This is a genomic window from Serratia sp. CMO1 (assembly GCF_015689115.1).
GTDB classification, from domain to species: domain Bacteria; phylum Pseudomonadota; class Gammaproteobacteria; order Enterobacterales; family Enterobacteriaceae; genus Serratia; species Serratia marcescens.
This window is the reverse complement of the sequence record NZ_CP065032.1, coordinates 3,622,185-3,646,560: the sequence shown is the minus strand read 5'-3', so window position 1 is coordinate 3,646,560 and position 24,376 is coordinate 3,622,185. Positions and strand designations below refer to the sequence as shown.

Below are 24,376 nucleotides of genomic sequence, written 5' to 3'. Positions count from 1 at the left end.
CGCCGGGCAGGGTAACTCAGTGATGCCAATCCTGATACTCCTGCTTGCGCCGCTCTGGCGCGGTTTCCGGCATCAGGCTCAGGCCGAGGGCCGACACCGCGCCCAGCACCATCATGTAGCCGGCCAGCCCGTAGTAATGGCCGCCGGTCACCTGCAGGATCTTCACCGCCAGCAGCCCGAGAATGCCGCTGCCGATCAGCGAGCCGATCTGCCAGATCAGCGCGATGCCGCTGCAGCGCACGTGGGTGGGGAAAAGTTCCGGGAAGTAGGAGGCCTGCGGCGCGTAGCACATGCTGTGGCCGAAGGTCAGCACTACAATCATGGCGATCTGCGTCACCCAGAAATTATCGAAGTTGATCGCCATAAAGAACGGCACGATGCACACCACCTGCAGCAGCGCGCCGGCGATGTAAACCGGTTTGCGCCCCAGCCGATCGGAGAGGCGGCCCATCAGCGGAATGGCGAAAATCTCCAGCAGCACCGCCACGATCATCGCCTCCAGCAGAATGCTTTCGTTGAGGTGGTTGGCCTTACCGTAGGCCAGCACGATCACCGTGAACATGGCGAAGGCGCAGGCTTCGATCAGCTTGGCGCACACCCCTTTGGCGATAAGGCCGGGATAGCGGCGGGCCACTTCCACCACCGGCCGGCTCTCCACCGCTTTGGTGGCGCGGATCTGGGTAAACACCGGCGATTCGTCGATCTTCAGGCGAATAAACAGCCCGACCAGCACCAGCAGCAGGCTGAGCAGGAACGGAATGCGCCAGCCCCAGTCCAGCATCTGCGCCGGCGACAGCACGGCGGTCAGCAGCGCGAACAGCCCGGACGGCAGCAAGAAACCGGCAGGCGCGCCGATCTGCACCCAGCTGGCGTAGAAGCCGCGCCGCGGCGGCGGCGCATATTCGGCGGTCATCAGCACCGCGCCGGCCTGTTCGCCGCCGACGCCGAAGCCCTGCAGCACGCGGATAAAGATCAACGCGATCGGCGCCCAGATGCCGATCTGCTCATAGGTGGGCAGCAGGCCGATGCAAAAGGTGCCGAGGCCGACGATCAGGATGGTGATCACCAGCGCCTTCTTGCGGCCGACTTTGTCGCCGATATGGCCGAACACGATGCCGCCCAGCGGGCGCGCCAGGAAACCGACCGCGTAGGTGGCGAAGGCCGCCAGCGTGCTGATCAGCGGATCGGCGCTGGGGAAAAACAGCTGGCCGAAGAACAGCACCGCGGCGGTGCCGTAGGCGAAGAAATCATAGTATTCGGCGGCGGTGCCGATGGCCGACGCGCTGGCGACGCGCCGCAGCAGCGGTTGATTGCCGGTATTGACGGCATTATGCGTGGTGACGGTCATCGGAAACCTCCCGGTCGGTAAGCGGCAGAGCGGCGACGGCGGCTTTGGCCCCCCGGCTCAGCAGTTGGTGATAAGCGTGGCTGACGGCGTGGACGAAGTCAGGCGAATCGGGCAGATCGCGGCCGAAGACGCTGTCGAGTTGCAGCAACGCCAGGACGCGGGGCCGGCCTTCCTCGCTGTCGGCGACCAACGCGGCGAGGCGTTCGCGCAGCGGATCGCTGATGGCGATCGGCTCGCCTTGTTCATCGCGGCCGCCGACGTAGCGCATCCAGCCGGCGACGCCCAGCGCCAGGCAGTCAAAGCGGCTGCCGCGCGCCAGATGCCAGCGGATCGCGTCCAGCAGCCGTTGCGGCAACTTCTGCGTGCCGTCCATGGCGATCTGCGCGGTGCGGTGCTTCAACGCGCGGTTGCGGTAACGCTGCAGCAGCGAGTCGGCATACTGCGCCAAATCGACGTTCGGCACCTGCAGGGTCGGCGCCTGTTCCGACAGCATCAGGTGACGGGCGGCGCGGACAAAATCCGCATCCTGCATGCAATCGCCGACGTGCTGATAACCGGCCAGATAGCCGAGATAGGCGAGGAACGAATGGCTGCCGTTCAGCATGCGCAGCTTCATCTCCTCGTACGGCAGCACGTCGCTCACCAGTTCGGCGCCGACCTTTTCCCAGGCCGGGCGCCCCTGGGGAAATCGGTCCTCAATGACCCACTGGCTGAACGGCTCGCAGGCTACGCCGACCTCATCTTCGACGCCGCCCAGCCAGGTGCGCAACTGCCGGCGGGCCTCCGGCGTTACCGCCGGCACGATGCGATCCACCATGGTGGAAGGGAAGGCGACCTCTTGACGCACCCAGTCGGCCAGCGCCGGATCCTGCCGCTGCGCCAGTTCGACCAGCACCTGGCGCGTGACCCGGCCGTTGGCCGGCATGTTATCGCAGGACATCACGGCGAACGGCGGCAGCCCGTGTTCACGGCGCAGGCGCAGCGCCGCCAGCAGCAGCCCCGGCGCCGACTGCGGCTGTGCCGGGTGGGCGATATCATGCGCGATCGCCGGGTGTTCCGCCATCAGCCGGCCGCTGGCGGGGTGGTGGCAATAGCCCTTTTCGCTGATGGTCAGCGAGACGATGGCGATCTCGGGCTGCGTCAGGGCCGCCAGCACCGCCGCTAACCCGTCGGTTTGCAGGTGCAGCGCCTGGCGCACCACGCCGATGACCCGGCCCCGCCAGCCGTCGTCGTCCATCTCCGCCACCGAGAACAGCAGGTCCTGTTGCCGTAGATCGGCGATCTTTTGCTGGCCGTGCTGCATGCTGATTTCGCAGTAGCCCCAGTCACTGCCGTGCTCGCTGGCCAGCCTGTCGGCGTACATCGCCTGGTGCGCGCGGTGAAACGCACCGAAGCCGATATGCGCCATGCGCGGTTTCACGCGCTCACGTGCGTAGCCGGGCCGGATAACGGCGGCCGGCAGCGCGCTGTGGTCGGAAAGTCTCATGTTCAATGTCCCTGGAGAGGTAAGCAAAGGGGCGAAGCCGCCCCGTCTGGCGTTAGGGTTTTAAGATTTGCACGCCCGCCGTTGCGCGCGGCGCCTTGATCACCAGCAGCACCAGCAGCGCGCCCAGCGCGGCGACGCCGCCCGCCAGCATAAAGGCGCTGTCGAATTTGCCGGTGTTCTGCACGATGTAGCCGGTGGCGATCGGCCCGATGATGCCGGAGACGCTGCCGATCAAATGAATGAACCCGCTGGCGCCGCCGACCCGGGATTTATGCACCACGTCCTGGATGATCGCCCAGTAGAGAGCGCCGGTAATGTAGAGGAAGAAGATCGACACCGACATCAGCATCACCGCCGGCACCACGCTGCTGACGGTGCCCGCCAACGCCACGCACACCGCCGCCGCCAGCAGGCTGGTGACCAGCACGATCTTGCGTGACAGCAGCAATTTGCCGGTGATGTTGAAGATCTTGTCGGAAATATAGCCGCCGAGCGCCAGCCCGACGAAGCCGACGATCCACGGGATCATCGTGGTCAGGCTCATCTCTTTGATGTTCAGGTTGTGCGCCTGCACCAGATACGAGGGGAACCAGCTCAGGAAGAAGAACAGGATGTAGTTGTAGCAGAAGAAGGCGAAGGCGGTGACCAGAATGATCGGCTGCTTCAGGTAGTAACCCAGCCCGTGCGGAGCGTCGCTCAAGGCGCTTTCCTCGCCGAGATTTTCCTGTTTCAACCGTGCGATCAGCGCCCGTTCTTCGTTGCTGACGCGTTGGCTTTTCGCCGGGTTATCCGCCACCACGAAGAACCACACCAGCATCCAGACGATGCCGATGGCGCAGATGATCATAAACGCCGGCCGCCAGCCGAACGCCAGCGCCAGATAGCCGACGATCGGCCCGGCCACCGCGCCGCCCAAGGGCGAACCGGCGCTGAGCAGGCCCACGGCGGTCGCCGCCTGTTTCTTCGGGAACCAGCCGTTAATCATCTTGTTGGCCGAGGCGCAGATCGGCCCTTCGGCCATGCCGAACAGGACGCGCAGGATCAGCATTGAGTAAAAACCGGTGGCGATCGCCGTCATGCCGCAGAAGATGGACCACAGGCCGACCGCCACGCCCAGCACCAGCGTCGGGCCGAAGCGGTCGACCGCCAGCCCGCCGACGAAGTTGAAAATGGCGTAGCCGAAGAAGAAGCTGCCGAAGATCAGACCGAACTGTTCGGCGTTCAGCATCAGATCCTGTTCGATCATCGGCACGGTGATCGACAGCGCCACGCGATCGAGGTAGTTGATCATGTAGACCATGAACAGCAGGAACACGATGGTCCAACGCAGGTTTTTAAACATAAAGCACTCCACTGGGTGTCGTTTTAATCGTGATGCTTCGTTGTTTGCACGGGCGGCGGGCGCCGCCCCATGCCCCGATGCCGCCTTGGCGTTACTCGAACTGCAGCAGCACCTTGCAGCAGGTGCGCTGATCCCGCTCGAACATCTGCATCGCCCGTTCGACGTCGTCGGCGGGCACGCAGTGGGTGAGCAGCCGCTGCGGGTCCAGCTTGCCGTCCGCCATCCAGGCGATCACCTGCGGGAAGCGCGCGCTGTTCAGGCGCGAGGAGAAGATCGACAGTTCCTTGCTGGTGATGCTCTGCTGGGTCAGGGTGCAGGCGTCGCCGGAAAAGCCCATGATGCCGATGCGCGCCGCCGGCGAAGCCAGCGCGATCGCCTCCGGCAAAATGGCGGGATGGCAGGCGGCATCGACGATCAGCGTCGGCTGAATGCCTCGCTGCTGCAGCGCCTGCGGCAATGCGGCTTCGGCGTTGTTGAATACGACGTCGGCACCGTTTGCGCGCGCCATCTCCAGCCGCTCAGCGATACGATCGACGACCCACACCTGTTTGACGCCGTACACGCCTTTCAGCGTCTGGATTAGCGTGAGCCCCATCGGCCCGGCACCGTAGATCAGCGCGATGTCGTCGGGACGCGGTTGCAGATGGGCGGTGATATTGGCGGCGATGCTGAAGGGTTCGATCATCGCGGCGTGGCGATCGCTGATGGCCGACGGAACCGGGTAGGCATTGCGCGCCGGTACGCAGGCGTAGTCGCTGAAGCCGCCGTCGCAGTGCACGCCGATCACCTGCAGCGAGGTGCAGACGTTGGGGCGGCCGACCGAACAGGGATAGCAGTGGCCGCAGCTCACCACCGGGTCTACCGAGACGCGTTCGCCGAGGCGCGCCGGATCGACGCCTTCGCCCAGCGCATCGATCAGGCCGAAGAACTCGTGGCCGATCACCCGCGGGTAGCGGGCGAACGGGTTATGGCCGTGATAGATATGGACGTCGGAGCCGCAGATGCCGGCGAATTTCACCTTGACCCGCACTTCGCCGGCCGCCGGTAGCGGCAGCGCGCGCGTCTGGATCGCCAGGCGCCCGGGCTGTTCGATCACGACGCTGCGCATGGTGTTTACCAGTTCCATAAGGTGCCATCCTCCAGACGCGCGACCGGCAGGTAGGCCGGTTCATACGGGTAACGGGCCGCCAGCTTCTCATCGAACTCGATGCCGATGCCCGGCTTGTCGCCCGGATGCATATAGCCGTCGTCGAACGTCCAGCTGTGCGGGAACACTTCGAGCATTTGCTCGGAATAGCCCATGTATTCCTGCACGCCGAAGTTTGGCACCCACAGATCGAAGTGCAGCGCCGCCGCCATGCAGATCGGCGACAGATCGGAAGGGCCATGTGAACCGGTACGCACCTGATACAGTGAGGCGAAGTCGGCGATGCGCCGCATGCCGGTAATGCCGCCCGCGTGCGTCAGGGTGGTGCGGATGTAGTCGATCAGCTGTTCTTCGATCAGCTGTTTGCAGTCCCAGATGCTGTTGAACACCTCGCCGACGGCGATCGGCGTGACGGTATGCTGGCGGATGAGGCGGAAGCAGGCCTGATTTTCCGCCGGCGTCGGATCTTCCATCCAGAACAGGCGATACGGCTCGGCGCTTTTACCGAAGCGCGCCGCTTCGATCGGCGTCAGGCGGTGGTGCATGTCGTGCAGCAGGTGCTCGTTGAAACCGAACTTGGTGCGCACCGCGTCGAACAGTTTGGGGGTGAAATCGAGGTACTTTTCCGTCGACCACAGCTGCTCTTCCGGCCAGTCGCCCTTGGTGGCCGGCTCATAAGCCTGGCCTTTGCCCTTGGCCATGCCGTAAGTGGTTTTCATGCCCGGCACGCCGCATTGAACGCGGATCGCCTTGAAGCCTTGCTCTTTATGTTTGGCGTAGTCGTCGAGCACCTCGTCGATCGAGTGGCCGGTGGTGTGGCAATACACCATCACTCCCGAGCGCGAGGCGCCGCCCAACAGCTGATACAGCGGCATATTGGCGGCCTTGGCCTTGATGTCCCATAGCGCCATGTCGACGGCGGAAATGGCTGACATGGTCACCGGGCCGCGCCGCCAGTAAGCGCCTTTGTAGAAGAATTGCCAGAGGTCTTCGATCCGCTGCGCGTCGCGGCCGATCAACTGCGGGCAGAGGTGATCTTTCAGGTAAGAGGCCACCGGCAATTCGCGCCCGTTCAGCGTGGCGTCACCGAGGCCGATGATGCCGTCATCGGTGGTGATTTTCAGCGTGACAAAGTTGCGCCCCGGGCAGGTGACGAACACCTCGGCGTTGACGATTTTCATAACCTTCACATCCTGTAGCTGCGGAGAGATAGCGCGAAAATACGCCATGAACTAACTACCATACAAGTATGAATTAATGAATTTGCCGGAGAGGATCACATTTGATCGCGAGTGGAAGCGGATGAGCGGAGGGGAAGAAGCGGGGCGCAGCGGCTGCGCCCGACAAGGTCAGCCCAGCAGGGCGCAGTTAGGCGGCAGGCGGCATTCGATGGCCTGTGGCAACACTTCGATGCGAAAATGGCGGCCTTTGAGCGGTTCGCCGTCGAGGTTGAAAGTCATCTCATGCGGCGCGTCGATCTCGAGCCACGGCAGCGCCGCGCTGAGGATGCTGTTGCTCTCTTCGTCGTTGAACAGGGCGGCGACCAGCGCCGGCAGCAGTTCATCGGCGATCAGCAGGCGCAGCTGCAGCAGGCCGTCGTTGATCAGCGCGCTGGGGCACAGTTCCTGGCCGCCGCCGGCCTGTTTGCCGTTGCCGATGCCGATCACCAGCGCCTCGCCGGCCCAGCGGAAGTCCGGCCCGCGGATTTCACAGCGGTCGGCCTGCAGCGTATCCATGCGCAGCAGGCCGTGCACAAAGTAGGACACGCCGCCCAGCGCCGCCTTCAGCTTCTCCGGCGTTTCGGTGGTGATGCGGGTGCCGAAGCCGCCGGTGGCCATGTTGATGAAGTAGCGCTCGCCGTTGACCTTCGCCAGATCGATCGGCACTGAACGGCCCTTGATCGCCAGCTGCAGCGCCAGTTCGGGGGACGGAGGGATATTGCACGCCATGGCGAAGTCGTTGGCGGTGCCGAGCGGCAGGATGCCCAGCGCCGGCCGGTTGTGCGCCGGCAGCTGCACCAGCGCGGCGGCCACTTCGTTGATGGTGCCGTCACCGCCGCCGGCGACGACGGTGCCGACGCCGAGCTGCGCGGCTTCCGCGACATAGCGCGCGGCATCGCCGTGCTCCCAGGTGACGCGCACGTGCAACGTTATCTGTTCTTCGCGCAGCCGGTTGACCGCCTGACGCAGCTCTTCGTTACCGGCGCCTTTGCCGTTGATGATAAGCAGGGCGGACGTATGTGAGTGTTGAGGCATTGCCGATATCCTCCGGCGGAAAACCAAGAATGCCTCAAGATAAACCAGCTGCCGCCACCAGGCCATCAGAATATTCAGCTAATTCCGGTTATTTCCCGGCGCTCAGTGAATATGAAGCAATGCGAATTTATCTGAATTTTACGCGGAAATAAGCAAAGTGTTAAAGAAGCGAGGATTAATCGCTGTAGCGTTATTTATATATCGAAGCGGCGTGATTATTATTATTAAAACGGATAATGGGAATAAGTTATGGAAATTGGCGTGGTGGAAAAAAATAGGCGCACCCATAAAGAAAAAGCCAGCCCAAGGGAGATTGGGCCGGCTAAGGAGGTGGTTCCTAGTATTGCTATGCAAATATTTTCGTTGTTCGTTTTAAGCAGCGTGATAGTAACCAAGCTGCGCGCACATTGATGTGATCCAATTCTAATATTTGCTAAAAATCGCCGCCGAATGACGGCGATTCATTTTTATACCCCGGCGCTATTTTCTTCCGCCAAATTGCGGATCAGCAACGCATAATTGAGATCGATATCCTGCGGGATCGGCAAATAAACGATATGGCCGTTGCCCGGCGCCACCTCAATCGATTCGCCTTTCTTATTTTTCATGCTCTCGAGGGTGAACACCACGTTGCCGCCCGGTGTCATCATTTCGACGCTGTCGCCGAGCGCGAACTTATTCTTCACGTCGACTTCCGCCCAGCCATCACGGCGCACGCCGGTGAATTCGCCGACGAACTGCTGGCGCTCGGAGAGCGAGGAGCCGTAGTCGTAATTCTGCTGCGCTTCGTGCACGTGGCGGCGCAGGAAGCCTTCGGTATAGCCGCGGTGCGCCAAGCCTTCCAGCGTGGTGAGCAGGGTCGGATCGAACGGTTTGCCGGCGGCCGCGTCGTCGATGGCGCGGCGATAGACCTGAGCGGTGCGGGCGCAGTAGTAGAAGGACTTGGTGCGCCCTTCGATCTTCAGCGAATGCACGCCGAGCTGCGTCAGACGCTCCACGTGCTGGATGGCGCGCAGATCCTTGGAGTTCATGATATAGGTGCCGTGTTCGTCCTCGAAGGCGCTCATATATTCGCCTGGCTTTTGCGCTTCAGACAGCATGAACACCTTGTCGGTGGGCGCGCCGATGCCCAGCGTCGGCTCGACGGTTTGCACCGGGATCGGTTCGTGCAGGTGCACGATATTGCCGGTGTCGTCCTCTTTGCCTTCTTCCGCTTTGTACTGCCAGCGGCAGGCATTGGTGCAGGTGCCCTGATTGGGATCGCGCTTGTTGATGTAGCCGGACAGCAGGCAGCGGCCGGAGTAGGCCATGCACAGCGCGCCGTGGACGAAGATCTCCAGCTCCATGTCCGGCACTTCGGCGCGGATCTCGGCGATCTCTTCCAGCGACAGTTCGCGCGACAGGATCACGCGGGTCAGGCCCATTTGCTTCCAGAACTTCACCGTCGCCCAGTTAACGGCGTTGGCCTGCACCGACAGGTGGATGTCCATCTGCGGGAAGGCTTCGCGCACCATCATGATAAGGCCGGGATCGGACATGATCAGCGCATCCGGGCCCATATCGATAACCGGCTTCAGATCGCGCAGGAAGGTTTTCAACTTGGCGTTGTGCGGGGCGATGTTCACCACCACGTAGAACTTTTTGCCCAGCGCATGTGCTTCGTTGATGCCCTGCGCCAGATTCTCGTGGTTGAACTCGTTGTTGCGCACCCGCAGGCTGTAGCGCGGCTGGCCGGCGTAAACCGCATCGGCGCCGTAGGCGAAGGCGTAACGCATATTTTTCAGCGTGCCGGCCGGGGAGAGAAGTTCTGGTGTAAACATAGTGTGTCTCGGTCTGATTTCAGGTCAGCACCACGCCACCTGATGGCGCAGTAAAAGCGGGGGATTGTAGCCGCAGCGCGGCAAGAAATCAGCAGTTAACCGGATTTATTCAAGGGAGATTGATCCCGGTCAAACGGAAAACGCGCGGTGGCCGCCACCGCGCGGGTGAAACGGGGGATCAGGCGCTCAAATCGCGGATGTCGGTGGTCGGGCCGTTTTTTATCACCGACTGGATACCGTTTTTGGCCGCGCTTTCGGAGCTGTACATTTCGCTGACGCCGATCACCTGATGGTTCTTGGCCTTCAGCACAAAGTAGGGCTGATTGCTGGCGCTGTGCTTCAGTTCGTACTGCGCTTCGTGCGGTGAATTGGTCTGCACCGAGGCGATGCCGTTCTCCGCCGAGGCTTTGCTGGCATACATCTCGCTGGCCAGAATGATCTCGCCGTTACTGGCTTTCAGGTTGAAGTGGTACTGTCCGTTCTTTGCTTTTTTCAGCTCGTAATGACCGATTGCCATGGTTCTTCTCCTGTAGGTTCCGATTCGTGATGTAAGTGTAGCCAATCGCTTGAAAATCGGCGGCTAAACCTCACAGCAGCTTAGTTGAAAAAATGCGCAGTTTTTTTGCGCCGGCGCGGAGTTTTCGCCCGAGAGGCACAGCGCCGCACGGGAAGCTAAGGGAGAAGGCGTGATTGCGCAGTGCGCCGCATAACGAGGGGAACAGGGTGTCACCCCGTGAGATTGTGCGTTACTGTTTGGCCGTTTCGTCAATGTGGATGAAAAATGAGCGATACATCTTGGCATCGACACGCTACAGGCATATGCTTTGGCCTATGCCTGCTGTGGAGGTGTCGAGATGGAAAGGATCGCAAAGCTGTTTAAAAACGGCAGAAATCAGGCGGTGAGGTTACCGGTGGAATTTGAATTTGATACGGATCGTGTCTATATCCGTCGCGATCGGGAGGGCAACGTGATTTTATCCAAATATCCGGCAAAGCCGGACAGCTGGGCACCGCTGCTGAGCATTATCGCCCAAACGCCGGTGCCGCAAGAATTTCTTGGCGCGGAAGATCGTCAGCAAGGGGTGGCAGACCGCGATCCGTTCTCAGAGGAAGAGTAGGCGATGTACATGTTTGATACCAACACCGTCAGCCACTTGTTTCGGCAGCATCCGCAGGTGCTTAACGTCATGGAAAAGCTCCCGCCTTCTGCCGTATGTATTTCCAGCGTCACGGAGGCGGAACTGCTTTACGGTGTGGCTAAACGGCGGAACAAAGCGTTGCAAAGTATGGTCGAGGCCTTTCTTGCTGCAGTGACGGTCTATGCATGGGATAGCGAGGCCGCCCGTTGCTACGGTGAAATGCGGGCAACCATGGAGAGAAAGGGCAAAATCATGGGCGCGATGGATCAACTGATCGCCGCTCACGCGCAGAGCCGTGGCGCGACGCTGGTGACCAACGATCGCGCATTCGCCATGGTGCCCGGGTTAGCGGTTGAAGACTGGACGCGCTGATTTCCCCCTAAACCCCATTCATCAGCCGGCAGGGCTCGGCTTCCCAGCGGTAGCCCACGCCGTATACCGAGCGGATGAAGGATTTTTCCCCGTCGATCAGTTCCAGTTTGCGGCGCAGGTTTTTGATGTGGCTGTCGATGGTGCGGTCGGTGACCACCCGGTAGTCGTCGTACAGGTTGTTCAGCAGCTGCTCGCGTGAAAACACGTTGCCCGGCTGGCTGGCCAGCGTTTTCAGCAGGCGGAACTCCGCCGGCGTCAGATCCAATAACTGCCCCTGATAGCTGGCCTGGAAGCGCGGTTCATCGATGTGCAGCAGGTCATCTTCCCGCGCGTTCTCCTGCGGCCGATAGCTGCGGCGCAGGATGGTTTTCACCCGCGCCACCACTTCGCGCGGGCTGTAGGGTTTGCAGATGTAATCGTCGGCGCCGATCTCCAGCCCCAACAGGCGGTCAATCTCTTCAATTTTCGCCGTCACCATCACGATGGGCACGTCGCTGAAGCGGCGCAGCTCGCGGCACACCGTCAGGCCGTCGGCCCCCGGCAACATCAGGTCGAGCAAGATCAGCGCCGGCGGATGCTGGTGCACGGTCGGCACCACCTCATTGCCGTTGGTCAGCCAGCGGGTGGCGTAGCCCGCCGCCTGGAGATAATCCACCAGCAGTTGGCCCAGCTTGGGCTCATCTTCAACAATCATGATCTGCACGGGTTGATTCTGAATGTCCATCAGGGCGCCTTATTTTTTATCGGGGTAGCAAATTCTACTGTAATGCGCACGCCGCCTAAAGGCGAATGCTCGGCGCGGATTTTCCCGTCGTGCGCTTCCACGATGTTGTGGCAGATCGCCAACCCCAGCCCGGAACCGCCGCTGGCGCGGTTGCGTGAACCTTCCGCCCGGTAGAAACGTTCGAAAATGCGCGTCAGTTGCTGATCGCTGATGCCCGGCGCGCTGTCCTGCCAGTAAAGGAGCAGCCGCCCCGGCTGCTGCTCGACGCCGATCTCCAACCGGCCGCCGGCGTCGGTGTAACGCAGGCTGTTTTCCAGCAGGTTATTGAACAGTTGGTTCAGGCGATCGGGATCGCCGAACAGCGGCGCTTGCGCCGGCAGATGGGTGACGATCTCCAGCCCTTTGGCGCGGAAGCGTTCGCGGAAGGCGGCGACGGCGATCTGCACCAGGTGCACGCAGTCCACCGACGCCTTGCGATAGGCCAGCGCGCCGAGATCGGAGAGCGACAGCTGGTGCAGGTCGTCGACCAGTTTGGTCAGGGTGGATACCTCGGCCTGCAGCGAACTGAGCGACGCCGGCGTTGGCTGGCGCACGCCGTCCTGCAGCGCCTCCAGCTCGCCGCGCAGCACTGCCAGTGGCGTGCGCAGCTCATGTGATACATCGGCCATAAAGGCGCGGCGCATCTGCTCGTTTTTTTCCAGCGAGGTGGCCAACTGGTTGAAGTCGTGCGCCAGCCTGCCCAGTTCATCCTGGCTGCTGACCGCCACGCGGGTGGTGAAATCGCCCGCCGCCAGGCGGTGGGTGCCCGCCACCAGGCGCTTGACCGGGGCCAGCATGCCGCGCGACAGCAGCCAGGTCACCGCCGCCGCCAACAGGGTGGAGAGCGCGACGATAATCCAGCTGGTGCGCCGCTGCTGGCGATCGAAGTTGATGTCGGTATTGCGCGTCAGGCGCTCGACCGGGGTGGTGAGCACCCAGCCGACGATCTCGTTGTTGTAGCGGATCGGGTGGCGCGGCCCCTCCTTCGGCAAGGGGCCCGAATGCCCGACCAAGCGGTTGAACTGGCTGTCCACCACCCAAAACTGGGTGCGCCACCCCTTGGGCGGCAGATTGTGGCTGCTGTCGCTATTCTGCTCGAACGAACGCATGATCTGGTAGACCACCTGATCGTTGTTGCGCAGGAATATCCAGTTGCCATGATGGCTGTACTGTTCCTCCAGCGCTTCGCTAAGCATGTTGATGCGCTGCTCGTTGCTGCTCTTGATGTAATCGATAAAGCCGCGCTCAAAGCTGACACGGACCCCCCAATGCATGGTGATCAACACCAGCATGCAGGTAGCGAAAATGGCCAGGAACAGTTTTCCGGTAATGCCTATCCTCATTGCAACCTCGTTGAGCCGGTACCCGGCTCTTTGGTCAGCGTGCGGTTGGGCGCGCTATCGGCCGGCACGCGCGCGAAGGCGAGCGCGGGCAGAGCGATAATCAACGCCATACAGCAGTAGCTGTAAATGAATGCGCTGTGGATGGCCGGGCTATCGGCCACCACCTGGTGATGGGCGAAGCTGCCGATCAAGATGCCGGCGACGCTGACGCCGAGGCTCATCGACAGCTGCATGACCATCGACAGCAGGCTGTTGCCGCTGCTGGCCAGCCGGTCCGGCAGATCTTTCAGCGTCAGAGTGTTCATCGCCGAGAAGCGCAGTGAGTTGATCATCCCCTGGAAGAACAGCACCACCGGCAGCAGCCACAGCCAGCCGAGCATCGCCGCCAGCAGGAAGCTCAGGCTGACCAGCGCCAGCAGCAGCGTGGCGGCCACCAGCACGTTGCGGTAGCCAAAGCGGTTGACTACCTGCACCACGATGCGCTTCATGCCCATGCTGCCGATGATCATCGGGATCATCATCAGCCCGGCGTGGAACGGCGTGAAACCCATGCCCACCTGCAGGAACAGCGGCGTCATGAACGGCAGCATGCCGCTGCCGATGCGCCCCAGCAGGCTGGCCAGCAGCCCGATTTTGTAGGTCGGGGTGCGAAGCAGCCGCAGCGAGAACAGGGCGCGGCTATTGCCGTAGGCATGCCAAACATACCCCAACAGCGCCGCTGCGCCCAGCGCCACCAGGCCGGCGATGGCGCCGCCGGACAGCCCCATGCCTTTATGGCCGTCGAGCGCCAGCGTCAGCGACGCCATGCCGATCGCCAGCAGGATAAAGCCGCTGAGATCGAAGCGGCGGGTCTGCATTTGGTAGTTGGGCATCAGCAGCAGCGTGGCGATGGCGCCCACGATGCCCACCGGAATATTGATCAGGAAAATCCAGTGCCAGCTGGCGTATTGCACCAGGAAACCGCCCAGCGCCGGCCCCATCAGCGGGCCGATCTGGCCCGGCAGCGTCACGAAGGTCATCGCCGCCATGTACTGCTCGCGCGGCACGATCTTCATCACCGTCAGGCGCCCGACCGGCACCATCATCGCGCCGCCGACGCCCTGAAGCACGCGCGAGGCGATCAGCTCGTTCAGGGTTTCCGAACGGGCGCAGAGGAGGGAGCCGAGGGTGAACAGCACGATGGCGCTGAAAAACACCCGCTGTACGCCGACTTTGTCCGCTAGCCAGCCGCTGGCCGGCAGCGTCACCGCCACCGTCAGCACATAGGAGACGATCACCGACTGCATGCGCAGCGGGTTCTCCCCCAGGCTGGCGGCCATTGAGGGCAGGGCGGTGTTGACGATAGTGGTATCCAGCGTCTGCATAAAGAAGCCGAATGCCACTATCCAGAGTTGCCAGCGTACCGTGGCGGCGTGTTTCATCAACATCAGTCGGCCATTAATGGGGCAGCGGAGCCAGTTGCTTGTTGCGGCGGAACTTCGCCTGCAGCCGGTCGAAGTAAAGGTAGACCACCGGGGTGGTGTACAGCGTCAGCAGCTGGCTCATCACCAGGCCGCCGGCGATGGTGATGCCGAGCGGCTGGCGCAGCTCCGCGCCGTCGCCGCTGGTCAGCACCAACGGCAGCGCGCCGAACAACGCCGCCAGCGTGGTCATCATGATCGGCCGGAAACGCAGCAGGCTGGCCTGGAAAATCGCCTCGCGGGCGCTGATGCCGCCGTTGCGCTGCGCTTCGAGCGCGAAGTCGACCATCATGATGGCATTTTTCTTCACGATGCCGATCAACAGCATGATGCCGATCAGCGCGATCAGGCTGAACGGCGCGCCGAACAGCTCAAGCGCCAGCAGCGCCCCCACGCCGGCGGAAGGCAGCGTGGAAAGGATGGTCAGCGGATGGATATAGCTCTCATACAGCACGCCGAGCACGATATACACCGTGGCGATCGCCGCCAGGATCAGGATCAGCTGCGACTTCAGGGTGTCCTGGAACACCTGGGCGGTGCCGGCGAACGCGCCGCGCACCGTGGACGGCACGCCGAGCTGAGTCATGGTGCGCTCTATCGCCGCGGTGGCGTCCGACAGGCTGCCGCCGTCCGGCAGGTTAAAGGAGACGGTCGAGGCGGCGGACAGCCCCTGATGGTTGACCGACAGCGGCGCGTTGGCCGGCCGCCAACTGGCGAAGTAGGAGAGCGGTATCGCTTTGCCTTCGTTGTTGATGATGAACATTTTGTCCAGCGAGCTCACGTCCTGGGTGTAGGGCGGCGCCACTTCCATCACGACTTTATATTGGTTGAGCGGTTGGTAGATGGTCGAAATCTGTCGCTGGCCGAAGGCGTTGTTCAACAGGTTGTTGGCGTCGGACACCGAAATGCCGAGGCGCGCCATGGTTTCGCGATCGTAGACCAGATCCATCTCCGAGCCTTTATCCTGCTGATCCGAGTTGACGTCCGCCAGCTCGGGCAATGCGGCCAGCGCGGTGCGGATCTTCGGCTCCCATTCGCGCAGCGCGGCGAGATCGTCCGCCAGCAACGTATATTGGTAGCTGGCGTTGGCCTGCCGGCCGCCGACGCGGATATCCTGCACCGCCATCAAAAACAGGCTGGCGCCCGGTTCTTTGGCCAGGCGGGCGCGCAGGCGGGCGATCACTTTCTGCGCGTCGTCGCTGCGTACCGACAGGGGTTTCAGTGAGATGAACATCGAACCGCTGTTGGTGCGCGAACCGCCGGTAAAACCGGTGACGTTTTCCACGTCCGGATCTTCGCGCACGATTTTCATGAAGTCTTCCAGTTTGCCGCGCATTGCCTGGAACGAAATGCTTTGGTCGGCCTGAATAAAGCCCATCAGACGCCCGGTATCCTGTTCCGGGAAGAAGGTTTTCGGGATGCTGATATACAGCCAGACGTTGAGCGCAACGGTGGCGAGGAACACCGCCAGCACCCAGCGAGAGTGGCCGAGCACCCAGTTCAGCGAGCGCCCGTAGCCCTGCTGCAGCGCCAGCAGCATTTTGCCGAAGCCGCGCGCCCGCCGCTGCGAACGCGGCGGCTGGTGGCGCAACAGGTAGGCGCACATCATCGGCGTGAGCGTCAGCGAGACGATCAGCGACAGCCCGATCGACACCGACAGGGTGACGGCGAACTCGCGGAATAGCCGGCCGGGCAGGCCTTCCATCAGCAGCAGCGGGATAAACACCGCCACCAGCGAAACGCTCATCGACAGCACGGTGAAACCGACCTCCCGCGCGCCCAGCAGCGCGGCGTTGATCGGTTTCATGCCGGCCTCGACGTGGCGGGAAATGTTTTCCAGCACTACGATGGCGTCGTCCACCACAAAGCCGGTGGCGATGGTCAGCGCCATCAGCGACAGGTTGTTGAGGCTGAACCCGCACAGATACATGGCGGCGAACGAGCCGATCAGCGATACCGGTACGGCGACCGCCGGGATCAGCGTGGCGCGCCCGGAGCGCAGGAAGATGAACACCACCAGGATCACCAGCCCGATGGCGATCGCCAGCGACTGTTCCACCTCGGCCAGCGACGCGCGGATGGTCGGCGAACGATCCTGCGCGACGTTGAGTTGAATCGAGGCCGGGATATTCTCCTGCAGGGCGGGCAGCTCGGCGCGAATGCGATCGACGGTTTCGATGATGTTGGCGTCCGGCGCGCGGCTGATGGCCAGAATGATCGCCGGTTTGGCGTCGGTCATCCCGGCGTTGCGCACGTCTTGCACCGAGTCTTTGACCTCGGCCACGTCGGCTAAACGCACCGCCGAGCCGTTGTTGTAATGAATGATCAGCGGACGATAAGCATCGGCGGTTTTCAGCGCGTCGTTGGCCTGGATCTGCCAGCGCTGCTGCGGGTTTTCCACGGCGCCCTGCGGGCGGCGCACGTTGGCGTTGGCGATGGCCTGCCGTACGGTGTCCAGCGACACGCCCTGATTGAACAGCGCCGAAGGGTTCAGCTCCACCCGCACCGCCGGCAGCGAGCTGCCGCCGACGGAAACGTCGCCGACGCCCTCGGTCTGGCTGATCTTCTGCGCCAGCTGGGTGGAGGCGAAATCGTAAAGCTGCCCCTGACTGTAGGTGTCCGAGGTCAGCGTCAGGATCATGATCGGCGCGTCGGATGGGTTGACCTTGCGGTAGCTGGGGCGGCTCGGCATGCCGGTCGGCAGCAGGCTTTGCGCGGCGTTAATCGCCGCCTGCACGTCGCGCGCGGCGCCGTTGATGTCGCGATCGAGATCGAACTGCAAAATGACCCGGGTACTGCCGAGCGAGCTCATCGACGTCATTTCGTTAACCCCGGCGATGCGGCCTAGCGCGCGCTCCAGCGGCGTCGCCACCGAGGACGCCATGGTTTCCGGCGAGGCGCCCGGCAGCGACGCGCTGATCGAAATCACCGGAAAATCCACCTGCGGCAGCGGCGACACCGGCAGCAGGCGAAAGCCGATCGCGCCGCTGATGGCGATGGCCAGCGTCAGCAGGGTAGTGGCCACCGGCCGGTGAATGAACAGGGCGAAGAATTTCACGGCAGCTCCTGCGTATCCGGCTGGCGATGCGTGTTGCGCGCCAGTTTGTCAAACAGCAGGTAGATCACCGGCGTGGTGAACAGCGTCAGGATCTGGCTCATGATCAAACCGCCGACCATACAGACGCCGAGCGGATGCCGCAGCTCCGCGCCGACGCCGGTGCTCAGCATCAGCGGCAGCGCGCCGAGCAGGGCTGCCAGCGTGGTCATCAGGATCGGCCTAAAACGCAGCAGGCAGGCCTGATAGATGGCGTCGCGCGGCGATAAGCCCTGCTCGCGTTCCGCCGCCAGCGCGAAGTCGATCATCATGATGGCGTTCTTCTTCACGATGCCGATCAGCAGGATGATGCCGATGATGGCGATCACGTCCAGCTCGCTGCCGGCCATCATCAGCGCGAGCAGCGCGCCGACCCCGGCGGTCGGCAGGGTGGAGAGGATGGTGACCGGATGAATGAAGCTTTCATACAGCACGCCCAGCACGATGTACATCGCCACCACCGCCGCCAAAATCAGCCACAGCGTGCTGCCGAGCGCCGCCTGGAAGGCCAGGGTCGCCCCCTGGAATTGGGTAGTGATGTCCCTTGGCATGTTGAGATTTTTTTCCGCCTGGGTGACCGCGTCCACCGCCTCGCCGAGCGAGTAGCCGTCGGCGACGTTGAACGAAACGGTGGCCGACGGGAACTGATCGAGATGGTTGACCGACAGCGGGCCGAAGCGCTCTTCGATTTTGGCGATGGCGCTCAGCGGCACCACGGCGCCATCGTTGCCGCTCAGACGGATCTCATTGAGCGCCGCCAACCCCGGTGTCGCGCTGACGTCGTGCTCCAGCACCACGCGGTATTGGTTGGCCTGGGTGTAGATGGTGGAGATCAGGCGCTGGCCGAACGCGTTGTACAGCGCATTGTCCACGTCGCTCATGGTGACGCCGAGGCGGGAGGCCGAATCGCGATCGACGTTGACGTAGGCCACCAACCCCTGATCCTGCCAGTCGCTGGTGACGTCCGCCAACTGCGGGGTTTGTTTCAGCTCATCCATCAGCTGCGGCACCCATAGGCTGAGATCGTCCAGCGACATCGCCTGCAGGGTGAACTGGTACTGGGTGCGGCTGACCTGGGTATCGATGGTCAGATCCTGCACCGGCTGCAGGTACAGCTTCACGCCGGGAAACTGCGCCGTTTGCTGCTGCAGGCGGCTGATGATCGCCGGAATGCGGTCGCTGCGTTCGCTCAGCGGCTTCAGGTTGATCTGCAACCGGCCGCTGTTGAGCGTGGCGTTGCTGCCGTCGACGCCAACGAACGAGGTCAGGCTTTCCACCGCCGGATCCTTGAGGATCTGCGCTGCGACCTGCTGCTGGCGCTCGGCCATGTTGCTGAACGAGACGCTCTGCGGCGCTTCCAGCGTGCCCTGAATGATGCCGTTGTCCTGCACCGGGAAGAAACCTTTCGGGATCAGCAGATACAGCAATACCGTCAGCGCCAGGGTGCCCACGGCCACGCCGAGCGTCAGCCAGGGATGGTTAAGCACCGTTTTCAGCCACTGGCCGTATCGCGCGATCACCCGCTCGAAAAAGCGTTCGGAGGCGGCGGAAAAACGGTTCTGCTTGCGCAGCGATTCGTGGCTGAGCATGCGCGCGCACATCATCGGCGTCAGCGTCAGCGACACCACGGCGGAAATCAAAATCGCCACCGCCAGCGTGACGGCGAACTCGCGGAACAGGCGGCCGACGATGTCGCCCATGAACAGCAGCGGGATCAGCACCGCCACCAGCGAGAAGGTCAGCGAGATGATGGTGAAGCCGATCTCGCCGGCCCCTTTCAGCGCGGCGTCGAGCGGTTTTTCCCCTTTCTCGATGTAGCGCGAGATGTTCTCGATCACCACGATGGCGTCGTCCACCACGAAGCCGGTGGCGATGGTCAGCGCCATCAGCGTCAGGTTGTTGATGGAGAAGCCGAGGAAGTACATGGCGGCGAAGGTGCCCACCAGCGACAGCGGCACCGCCACGCTGGGGATAATGGTCGCCGGCACGTTGCGCAGGAACACGTAGATCACCATCACCACCAGCGCGACTGCCAGCAGCAGCTCGAACTGCACGTCGCTGACCGAGGCGCGGATGGTGGTGGTGCGATCGGTCAGCACCTTGACGTCGACCGACTTGGGCAGGCTTTTAATCAGCGTCGGCAGCATTTCGCGGATGCTGTCGGCGGTGGTGATGACGTTGACGCCGGGCTGGCGTTGGATGTTCAGCACGATCGCCTGCTGCTTGTTGGCCCAGGCCGCCAGCCGGGTGTTTTCCGCCCCTTGTTCGATGGTGGCGATATCCTGCAGGCGGATCGCCGCGCCGTTCTGATAGGCGACGATCAGCTGGCGATAGTCGTCGGCAGATTTCATTTGGTCGTTGGCGGACAAGGTGACCGATCGGGTCGGGCCGTCAAGGCTGCCTTTCGCCGAGTTGACGTTGGCGTTGCTGATGGCGGCGCGGATGGTTTCACTGTCCAGGCCATAGGCGGCGACCGCCGCGGCGTTCAATTTTACGCGCACCGCCGGGCGTTGGCCGCCGGCCAGGGTCACCAAGCCGACGCCGGTCACCTGAGAAATTTTTTGCGCCACGCGGGTTTCCACCATGTCTTCTACCTGCGTCATCGGCATGGCGGTGGAGGTCACGGCCAGCGTCAGGATCGGCGGATCGGCGGGGTTAACCTTGCTGTAGATCGGCGGGTAGGGCAGATCGTTCGGCAGCAGGTTGGTGGCGGCGTTGATCGCCGCCTGCACTTCCTGCTCCGCGACGTCGAGCGGCAGCGCCAGCTGGAACTGCAGCGTCACCACCGAGGCGCCGCCGGCGCTTTGCGACGCCATTTGCTTCAGGCCGGACATCTGGCCGAACTGGCGTTCCAGCGGCGCGGTAATGGCGGAGGTCACCACGTCCGGGCTGGCGCCGGGGTATAGCGTCACCACCTGGATGGTGGGGTAATCCACCTCCGGCAGGGCGGACACCGGCAGCGCGCGATAGCCGATAATCCCCGCCAGCAATATCGCCACCATCAGCAGCGTGGTGGCGACCGGGCGCAGAATAAACAGGCGGGACGGACCGCCGCCGGCGTTGGGAGGCATCACCTGCATCAGGACTTCCTCTGAACGTCAGGTTCGCGCTTGGGGTTGGCCGCCGCAGGCGCTTCGCTCGGCGCGAGCACTTCCACCTGCATGCCTTCGGTCAGGCGATCGATGCCGTCGGTCACCACCCGATCGCCGGCGTTGAGGCCGGCGCTGATCACCACCTGCCGGCTGTCCTGCACGCCGGCGGTGACCCGATGTTTGCTGACCTTGTTGTCTTCGCCGAGCGTCCAGACGAAGTTGCCCTCGTTGCCCATCTGCAGCGCGGCGGTCGGGATCACCACCGCGTCGTGCAGGGTATCCACCTGCAGCCGCGCGTTGACGAACTGGTTGGGGAACAGCGCGTCATCTTCGTTGGTGAAACGCGCTTTCAGCTTGATGGTGCCGGTGGCGGTATCAATTTGGTTGTCCAGGCTCAGCAGCGAACCGGTCGTCAGCTTGTTCTGGTTGGTGCGATCCCAGGCTTCGACGCTCACCGGCCCGGCTTTTTGCGCCTTGAGCAGATCGGCGATGTTGCCTTCAGGCAGCGTGAACACTACGTCGATCGGGTGCGTCTGCGTGATGACCACCAGACCGGTGGTGCTGCCGCTGGTGACATAGTTGCCGACGTCGACCAGTTTCAGGCCGACGCGGCCGTCGATTGGCGCAGTGATGCGGCTGTAGGTGATCTGCAGTTTGGCGCTGTCGACCGCGCCCTGATCGGCCTTGATCGCGCCTTCGGTCTGCTGCACCAGCGAGGCCTGCGTATCCAGCTCCTGACGGGAAACCAGATTGGTTTTCACCAACTGCTGATAGCGCGCCAGATCGCGCCGGGCGTTGGCCAGCGTGGCCTGATCTTTTGCCAACTGCCCCTGAGCCTGGGTCAGCTGCACCTGGAACGGCCGGGGATCGATCTCCGCCAGCAGATCGCCGGCTTTGACCTGCTGGCCTTCGGTAAAGTGGATCGCCATCAGTTGGCCATCGACCCGGCTGGTGACGGTCACGGTATTGGCGGCGGTGGCGGTGCCCAAGCCGGAAAGATAGCGCGGCACGGTTTGTTGCGTGGCTGTCGCCGCCTGCACCGGCGACATCGGCGCGCCGCGTCTGCCGCCCGCCGCGCGGCCCGCTCCCGTTTTACCGGCGGCCTGGTGCGCGCCCGGCGTCGTCCCGGCGGTCGGTTGAACGGCGCTGAAATGGCGCCAGGCCAGAACGGCGACGATGATCGCAATCGCCGCAGCCAGCAGGCGCAGCAGCAGGGAACGACGTTGGGGTTTTGCATTCATGGTGGTGAAAATTCTCTCCAAAAGGCAGGGGCGCGGGCACTCATTGCCACAAAAATGACACTCCTTACAGGATACTAGTTTAGCCAGCGAAGACGGCATAAAAATGAAGGAAATATGGAGGAACCGTCAGCATTGTCTTAATAAGTGGGTGATTTGCGCGTGCTATGTTTATAAGTGATTTATTCCGGCTTATAGCCAATACGTTTTAACGATTTCCTGCATTTGGCGCTAATAATTAACAGGCAAATCATTTAACCCATGGAGCCTTTGTGATGAGCAAGAAACAACTGGGCCGTTCGGGCATTCAGGTGCCGGCGTTGACCTTTGGCGGCAACGTGTTCGGCTGGACGGCGGATCAAGCGACCTCGTTCAGTCTGCTGGATGCGCTGGTGGACAATCAGCTCAACTTTATCGATACCGCCGATGTCTATTCCAGCTGGGCGCCGGGCAACCGGGGCGGCGAATCGGAAACCGTCATCGGCGAATGGCTGAAGAAGAGCGGCAAGCGCGACCAGGTGATCATCGCCACCAAGGTGGGCAAACCGATGGGCGAAGGCAAACAGGGGCTGTCGCCGCGCTATATTCAGCAGGCGGTGGAAGATTCGCTGCGCCGTCTGCAAACCGATTATATCGATCTCTACCAGTCGCACGACGATGACCGCGATACGCCGCTGGAAGAGACGCTGGCGGCGTTCGATGCGCTGATCAAAGCCGGCAAGGTGCGGGCGATCGGCGCCTCCAACTATCAGGCGGATCGCTTGGAAGAAGCGCTGCGGGTGAGCGAGAACAACGGATTGGCGCGCTACGAAACCCTGCAGCCGGAGTACAATCTGTATGCGCGCGAAGGGTATGAAGCCGAGCTGGAAGGCGTGGTGCAGCGCCACGGGCTCGGGGTGATCAATTTCTTCGCGCTGGCCAGCGGTTTTCTGACCGGCAAATACCGCAGCAAAGCGGACGAGGGCAAAAGCCAGCGCGGCGATCGCATCGTCGAACGCTACCTGAACCCGCGCGGTTTCCGCATTCTGGCGGCGCTGGATCAGGTGGCGGGCAAACACGGCAGCTCCCCGGCGCAGGTCTCGCTGGCCTGGCTGATTGCGCGCCCGAGCATCACCGCGCCGATCGTCAGCGCCACCTCGTTGCCGCAGTTGGATGAGTTGGTCAGCGCCACCCGCCTGACGCTGGATGCGGACGACATTCAGACGCTGAACCACGCCAGCGCTGAGTAAAAGCCGCCGGCGATTTTGCTCTATGCTGAAGGGGTCAATATGACTTATTCAGGAAACTGCAATGTCTGGCGATATCATCAACGACCTCGCGGCGCTGGAACAGCTTTACGGCAAACCCGCCGCGCCCTCGGTTTTTAAAGAAGTCAGCTATATCCACCCGGCGTACCGTCCGTTTATCGAGGCGGCGCCGTTTGCCGCCCTCTCGACCGTCGGGCCGGACGGCATGGATGTCTCCCCGCGCGGCGATCCGGCCGGTTTTATCCAGATCGAAGACGAGAAAACCCTGCTGCTGCCGGACCGGCGCGGCAATAATCGCATCGATAGCCTGCGCAATATCCTGCACGATAACCGGGTGGCGCTGCTGTTGCTGATCCCCGGCATCGGCGAAACGCTGCGGATTAACGGGCGGGCGGAGATCGTGGTGGCGCCGGCGGTGTTGCAGCGCTTCGCCCACCGCAACCAGCTGCCGCGTTCGGTGCTGCGCATTCGGGTGGAGGCGGTGTTCTTCCAGTGCAGCCGGGCGATCTTGCGTTCGGGGTTGTGGGAAGAGGGCCGCCGCCTCGAACGTTCGGCGCTGCCCAGCCCCGGCCAAATCTTGGCCGCGGTGAGCCAAACGCGCTTCGACGGTGAGGAGTACGATAGCGCGCTGCCGCAGCGGCTGAAGGATACGCTGTATTAATCGCCGTGGCGTTCGCGCCACGTTTGCCGGTTCAGCCGGTACAAGACGTGCTGTTGCAGCGGATGGCCCGCCGGCAGACGCGGGTGCAGGAAGGTTTCGCCGTCGAAGCGCATGCCGATGCGCGTCATCACCCGGCGCGACGGCTGGTTATCTTCGGCGGTGAAGGACACCACTTCCGGCAAGTGCAGCGTGTCGAAGGCGCACGCCAGCGCGGCGCGCGCCGCCTCAGCGGCGTAGCCGTTGCCCCAGTGGGCCGCCGCCAACCGCCAGCCAATCTCCACGCAGGGGGCGCAAGGCAGGTCGTCGCCCGGCCGCGCCAGCCCGACAAAACCGATAAAGGGCGCGCCGCTTTTCACTTCCACCGCCCACAGCCCCCAGCCGTGTTGTTGCATGAAGGCGCGGATGCGTTCGGCCTGCGCGCGGCTTCCCTCGGCCGTCATCGGCGCCGGGAAATAGCGCATCACCTGCGGATCGGCGTTGAGCGCGGCGAAGGCCGGCAGATCGTCATCACGCCAGGGGCGCAGCCGCAGCCTGGCGCTGTCGAGGGTAAGGATGGTCGACATGATGCA

General features: G+C 62.8%; 19 protein-coding genes. 4 read left to right on the top strand and 15 right to left on the bottom strand.

The features are described from left to right. Positions 1-16: 16 nt before the first annotated feature. From IT763_RS17410 to IT763_RS17375, 8 genes are all read right to left on the bottom strand, one after another. Positions 17-1,348: an MFS transporter gene (locus tag IT763_RS17410; protein WP_206194881.1), complete on the bottom strand. Its 1,332-nt coding sequence runs from the start codon at positions 1,346-1,348 to the stop codon at positions 17-19. Beyond that, on the bottom strand, positions 1,329-2,834 hold the full coding sequence (locus IT763_RS17405) for a mannitol dehydrogenase family protein (protein WP_193843018.1): 1,506 nt from the start codon (positions 2,832-2,834) through the stop codon (positions 1,329-1,331). Before IT763_RS17405 ends, IT763_RS17410 begins: the two co-directional genes overlap by 20 nt. A 52-nt stretch (positions 2,835-2,886) precedes the next feature. Next, the gene (locus IT763_RS17400; protein WP_015378745.1) at positions 2,887-4,176 is read right to left on the bottom strand and encodes an MFS transporter; all 1,290 of its coding nucleotides are present in this window, start codon (positions 4,174-4,176) and stop codon (positions 2,887-2,889) included. A 91-nt stretch (positions 4,177-4,267) separates the two neighbouring features. After that, a complete protein-coding gene (locus tag IT763_RS17395) occupies positions 4,268-5,284 on the bottom strand; it encodes a Zn-dependent oxidoreductase (protein WP_193843316.1) in 1,017 nt (338 codons plus the stop codon). Between the two features lie 5 nt (positions 5,285-5,289). Continuing rightward, the gene (manD, locus tag IT763_RS17390) at positions 5,290-6,504 is read right to left on the bottom strand and encodes a D-mannonate dehydratase ManD (RefSeq protein WP_016926700.1); all 1,215 of its coding nucleotides are present in this window, start codon (positions 6,502-6,504) and stop codon (positions 5,290-5,292) included. A gap of 168 nt (positions 6,505-6,672) precedes the next feature. Next, complete coding sequence (yegS, locus tag IT763_RS17385) at positions 6,673-7,578, bottom strand: lipid kinase YegS (protein ID WP_143779312.1); 906 nt, start codon at positions 7,576-7,578, stop codon at positions 6,673-6,675. A 467-nt stretch (positions 7,579-8,045) separates the two neighbouring features. Beyond that, positions 8,046-9,398, bottom strand: a complete 1,353-nt coding sequence (yegQ, locus tag IT763_RS17380; RefSeq protein ID WP_049299962.1) for a tRNA 5-hydroxyuridine modification protein YegQ — start codon at positions 9,396-9,398, stop codon at positions 8,046-8,048. Between the two features lie 178 nt (positions 9,399-9,576). Continuing rightward, positions 9,577-9,915: a YegP family protein gene (locus tag IT763_RS17375; RefSeq protein ID WP_004941561.1), complete on the bottom strand. Its 339-nt coding sequence runs from the start codon at positions 9,913-9,915 to the stop codon at positions 9,577-9,579. Positions 9,916-10,252: 337 nt separating this feature from the next. Here IT763_RS17375 and IT763_RS17370 point away from each other — a divergent pair, with 337 nt between their 5' ends. Together IT763_RS17370 and IT763_RS17365 are read left to right on the top strand one after the other, a co-directional pair. Next, positions 10,253-10,516, top strand: a complete 264-nt coding sequence (locus tag IT763_RS17370) for an antitoxin (RefSeq protein ID WP_004941563.1) — start codon at positions 10,253-10,255, stop codon at positions 10,514-10,516. 3 nt (positions 10,517-10,519) lie between these two features. Then, the gene (locus IT763_RS17365) at positions 10,520-10,909 is read left to right on the top strand and encodes a type II toxin-antitoxin system VapC family toxin (RefSeq protein ID WP_016926704.1); all 390 of its coding nucleotides are present in this window, start codon (positions 10,520-10,522) and stop codon (positions 10,907-10,909) included. A gap of 7 nt (positions 10,910-10,916) precedes the next feature. On the opposite strand, the gene baeR is transcribed toward IT763_RS17365, so the two are convergent. The 6 genes from baeR to IT763_RS17335 are packed head-to-tail and all read right to left on the bottom strand — an operon-like array spanning position 10,917 to position 21,902. After that, on the bottom strand, positions 10,917-11,633 hold the full coding sequence (baeR, locus tag IT763_RS17360) for a two-component system response regulator BaeR (RefSeq protein WP_004941568.1): 717 nt from the start codon (positions 11,631-11,633) through the stop codon (positions 10,917-10,919). Further along, positions 11,633-13,015 carry a two-component system sensor histidine kinase BaeS gene (gene baeS, locus IT763_RS17355; RefSeq protein ID WP_016926705.1) on the bottom strand — a complete coding sequence of 461 codons (1,383 nt, stop codon included), beginning with the start codon at positions 13,013-13,015 and terminating at the stop codon, positions 11,633-11,635. Before baeS ends, baeR begins: the two co-directional genes overlap by 1 nt. Beyond that, positions 13,012-14,442 (bottom strand): multidrug transporter subunit MdtD, encoded by a 1,431-nt coding sequence (gene mdtD / locus IT763_RS17350; RefSeq protein WP_016926706.1) that lies wholly within the window; start codon positions 14,440-14,442, stop codon positions 13,012-13,014. The genes baeS and mdtD overlap by 4 nt, the downstream gene beginning before the upstream one ends. Before the next feature lie 10 nt (positions 14,443-14,452). Next, positions 14,453-17,533 carry a multidrug efflux RND transporter permease subunit MdtC gene (gene mdtC, locus IT763_RS17345; RefSeq protein WP_206194880.1) on the bottom strand — a complete coding sequence of 1,027 codons (3,081 nt, stop codon included), beginning with the start codon at positions 17,531-17,533 and terminating at the stop codon, positions 14,453-14,455. Further along, the gene (locus IT763_RS17340) at positions 17,530-20,649 is read right to left on the bottom strand and encodes an MdtB/MuxB family multidrug efflux RND transporter permease subunit (protein WP_110147268.1); all 3,120 of its coding nucleotides are present in this window, start codon (positions 20,647-20,649) and stop codon (positions 17,530-17,532) included. The genes mdtC and IT763_RS17340 overlap by 4 nt, the downstream gene beginning before the upstream one ends. Further along, on the bottom strand, positions 20,649-21,902 hold the full coding sequence (locus IT763_RS17335) for an MdtA/MuxA family multidrug efflux RND transporter periplasmic adaptor subunit (RefSeq protein ID WP_206194879.1): 1,254 nt from the start codon (positions 21,900-21,902) through the stop codon (positions 20,649-20,651). The genes IT763_RS17340 and IT763_RS17335 overlap by 1 nt, the downstream gene beginning before the upstream one ends. 272 nt (positions 21,903-22,174) lie before the next feature. Between IT763_RS17335 and IT763_RS17330 the strand changes: the two genes are divergently transcribed. Both IT763_RS17330 and IT763_RS17325 read left to right on the top strand, forming a co-directional pair. Beyond that, the gene (locus tag IT763_RS17330; RefSeq protein WP_151254626.1) at positions 22,175-23,128 is read left to right on the top strand and encodes an aldo/keto reductase; all 954 of its coding nucleotides are present in this window, start codon (positions 22,175-22,177) and stop codon (positions 23,126-23,128) included. Positions 23,129-23,189: 61 nt separating this feature from the next. Then, the gene (locus IT763_RS17325; RefSeq protein WP_004941582.1) at positions 23,190-23,807 is read left to right on the top strand and encodes a pyridoxamine 5'-phosphate oxidase family protein; all 618 of its coding nucleotides are present in this window, start codon (positions 23,190-23,192) and stop codon (positions 23,805-23,807) included. Here the strand turns inward: IT763_RS17325 and IT763_RS17320 are convergent. Next, positions 23,804-24,370, bottom strand: coding sequence for a GNAT family N-acetyltransferase (locus tag IT763_RS17320; protein ID WP_151254627.1), 567 nt, complete (start codon positions 24,368-24,370; stop codon positions 23,804-23,806). The genes IT763_RS17325 and IT763_RS17320 overlap by 4 nt on opposite strands. Positions 24,371-24,376 lie beyond the last annotated feature (6 nt).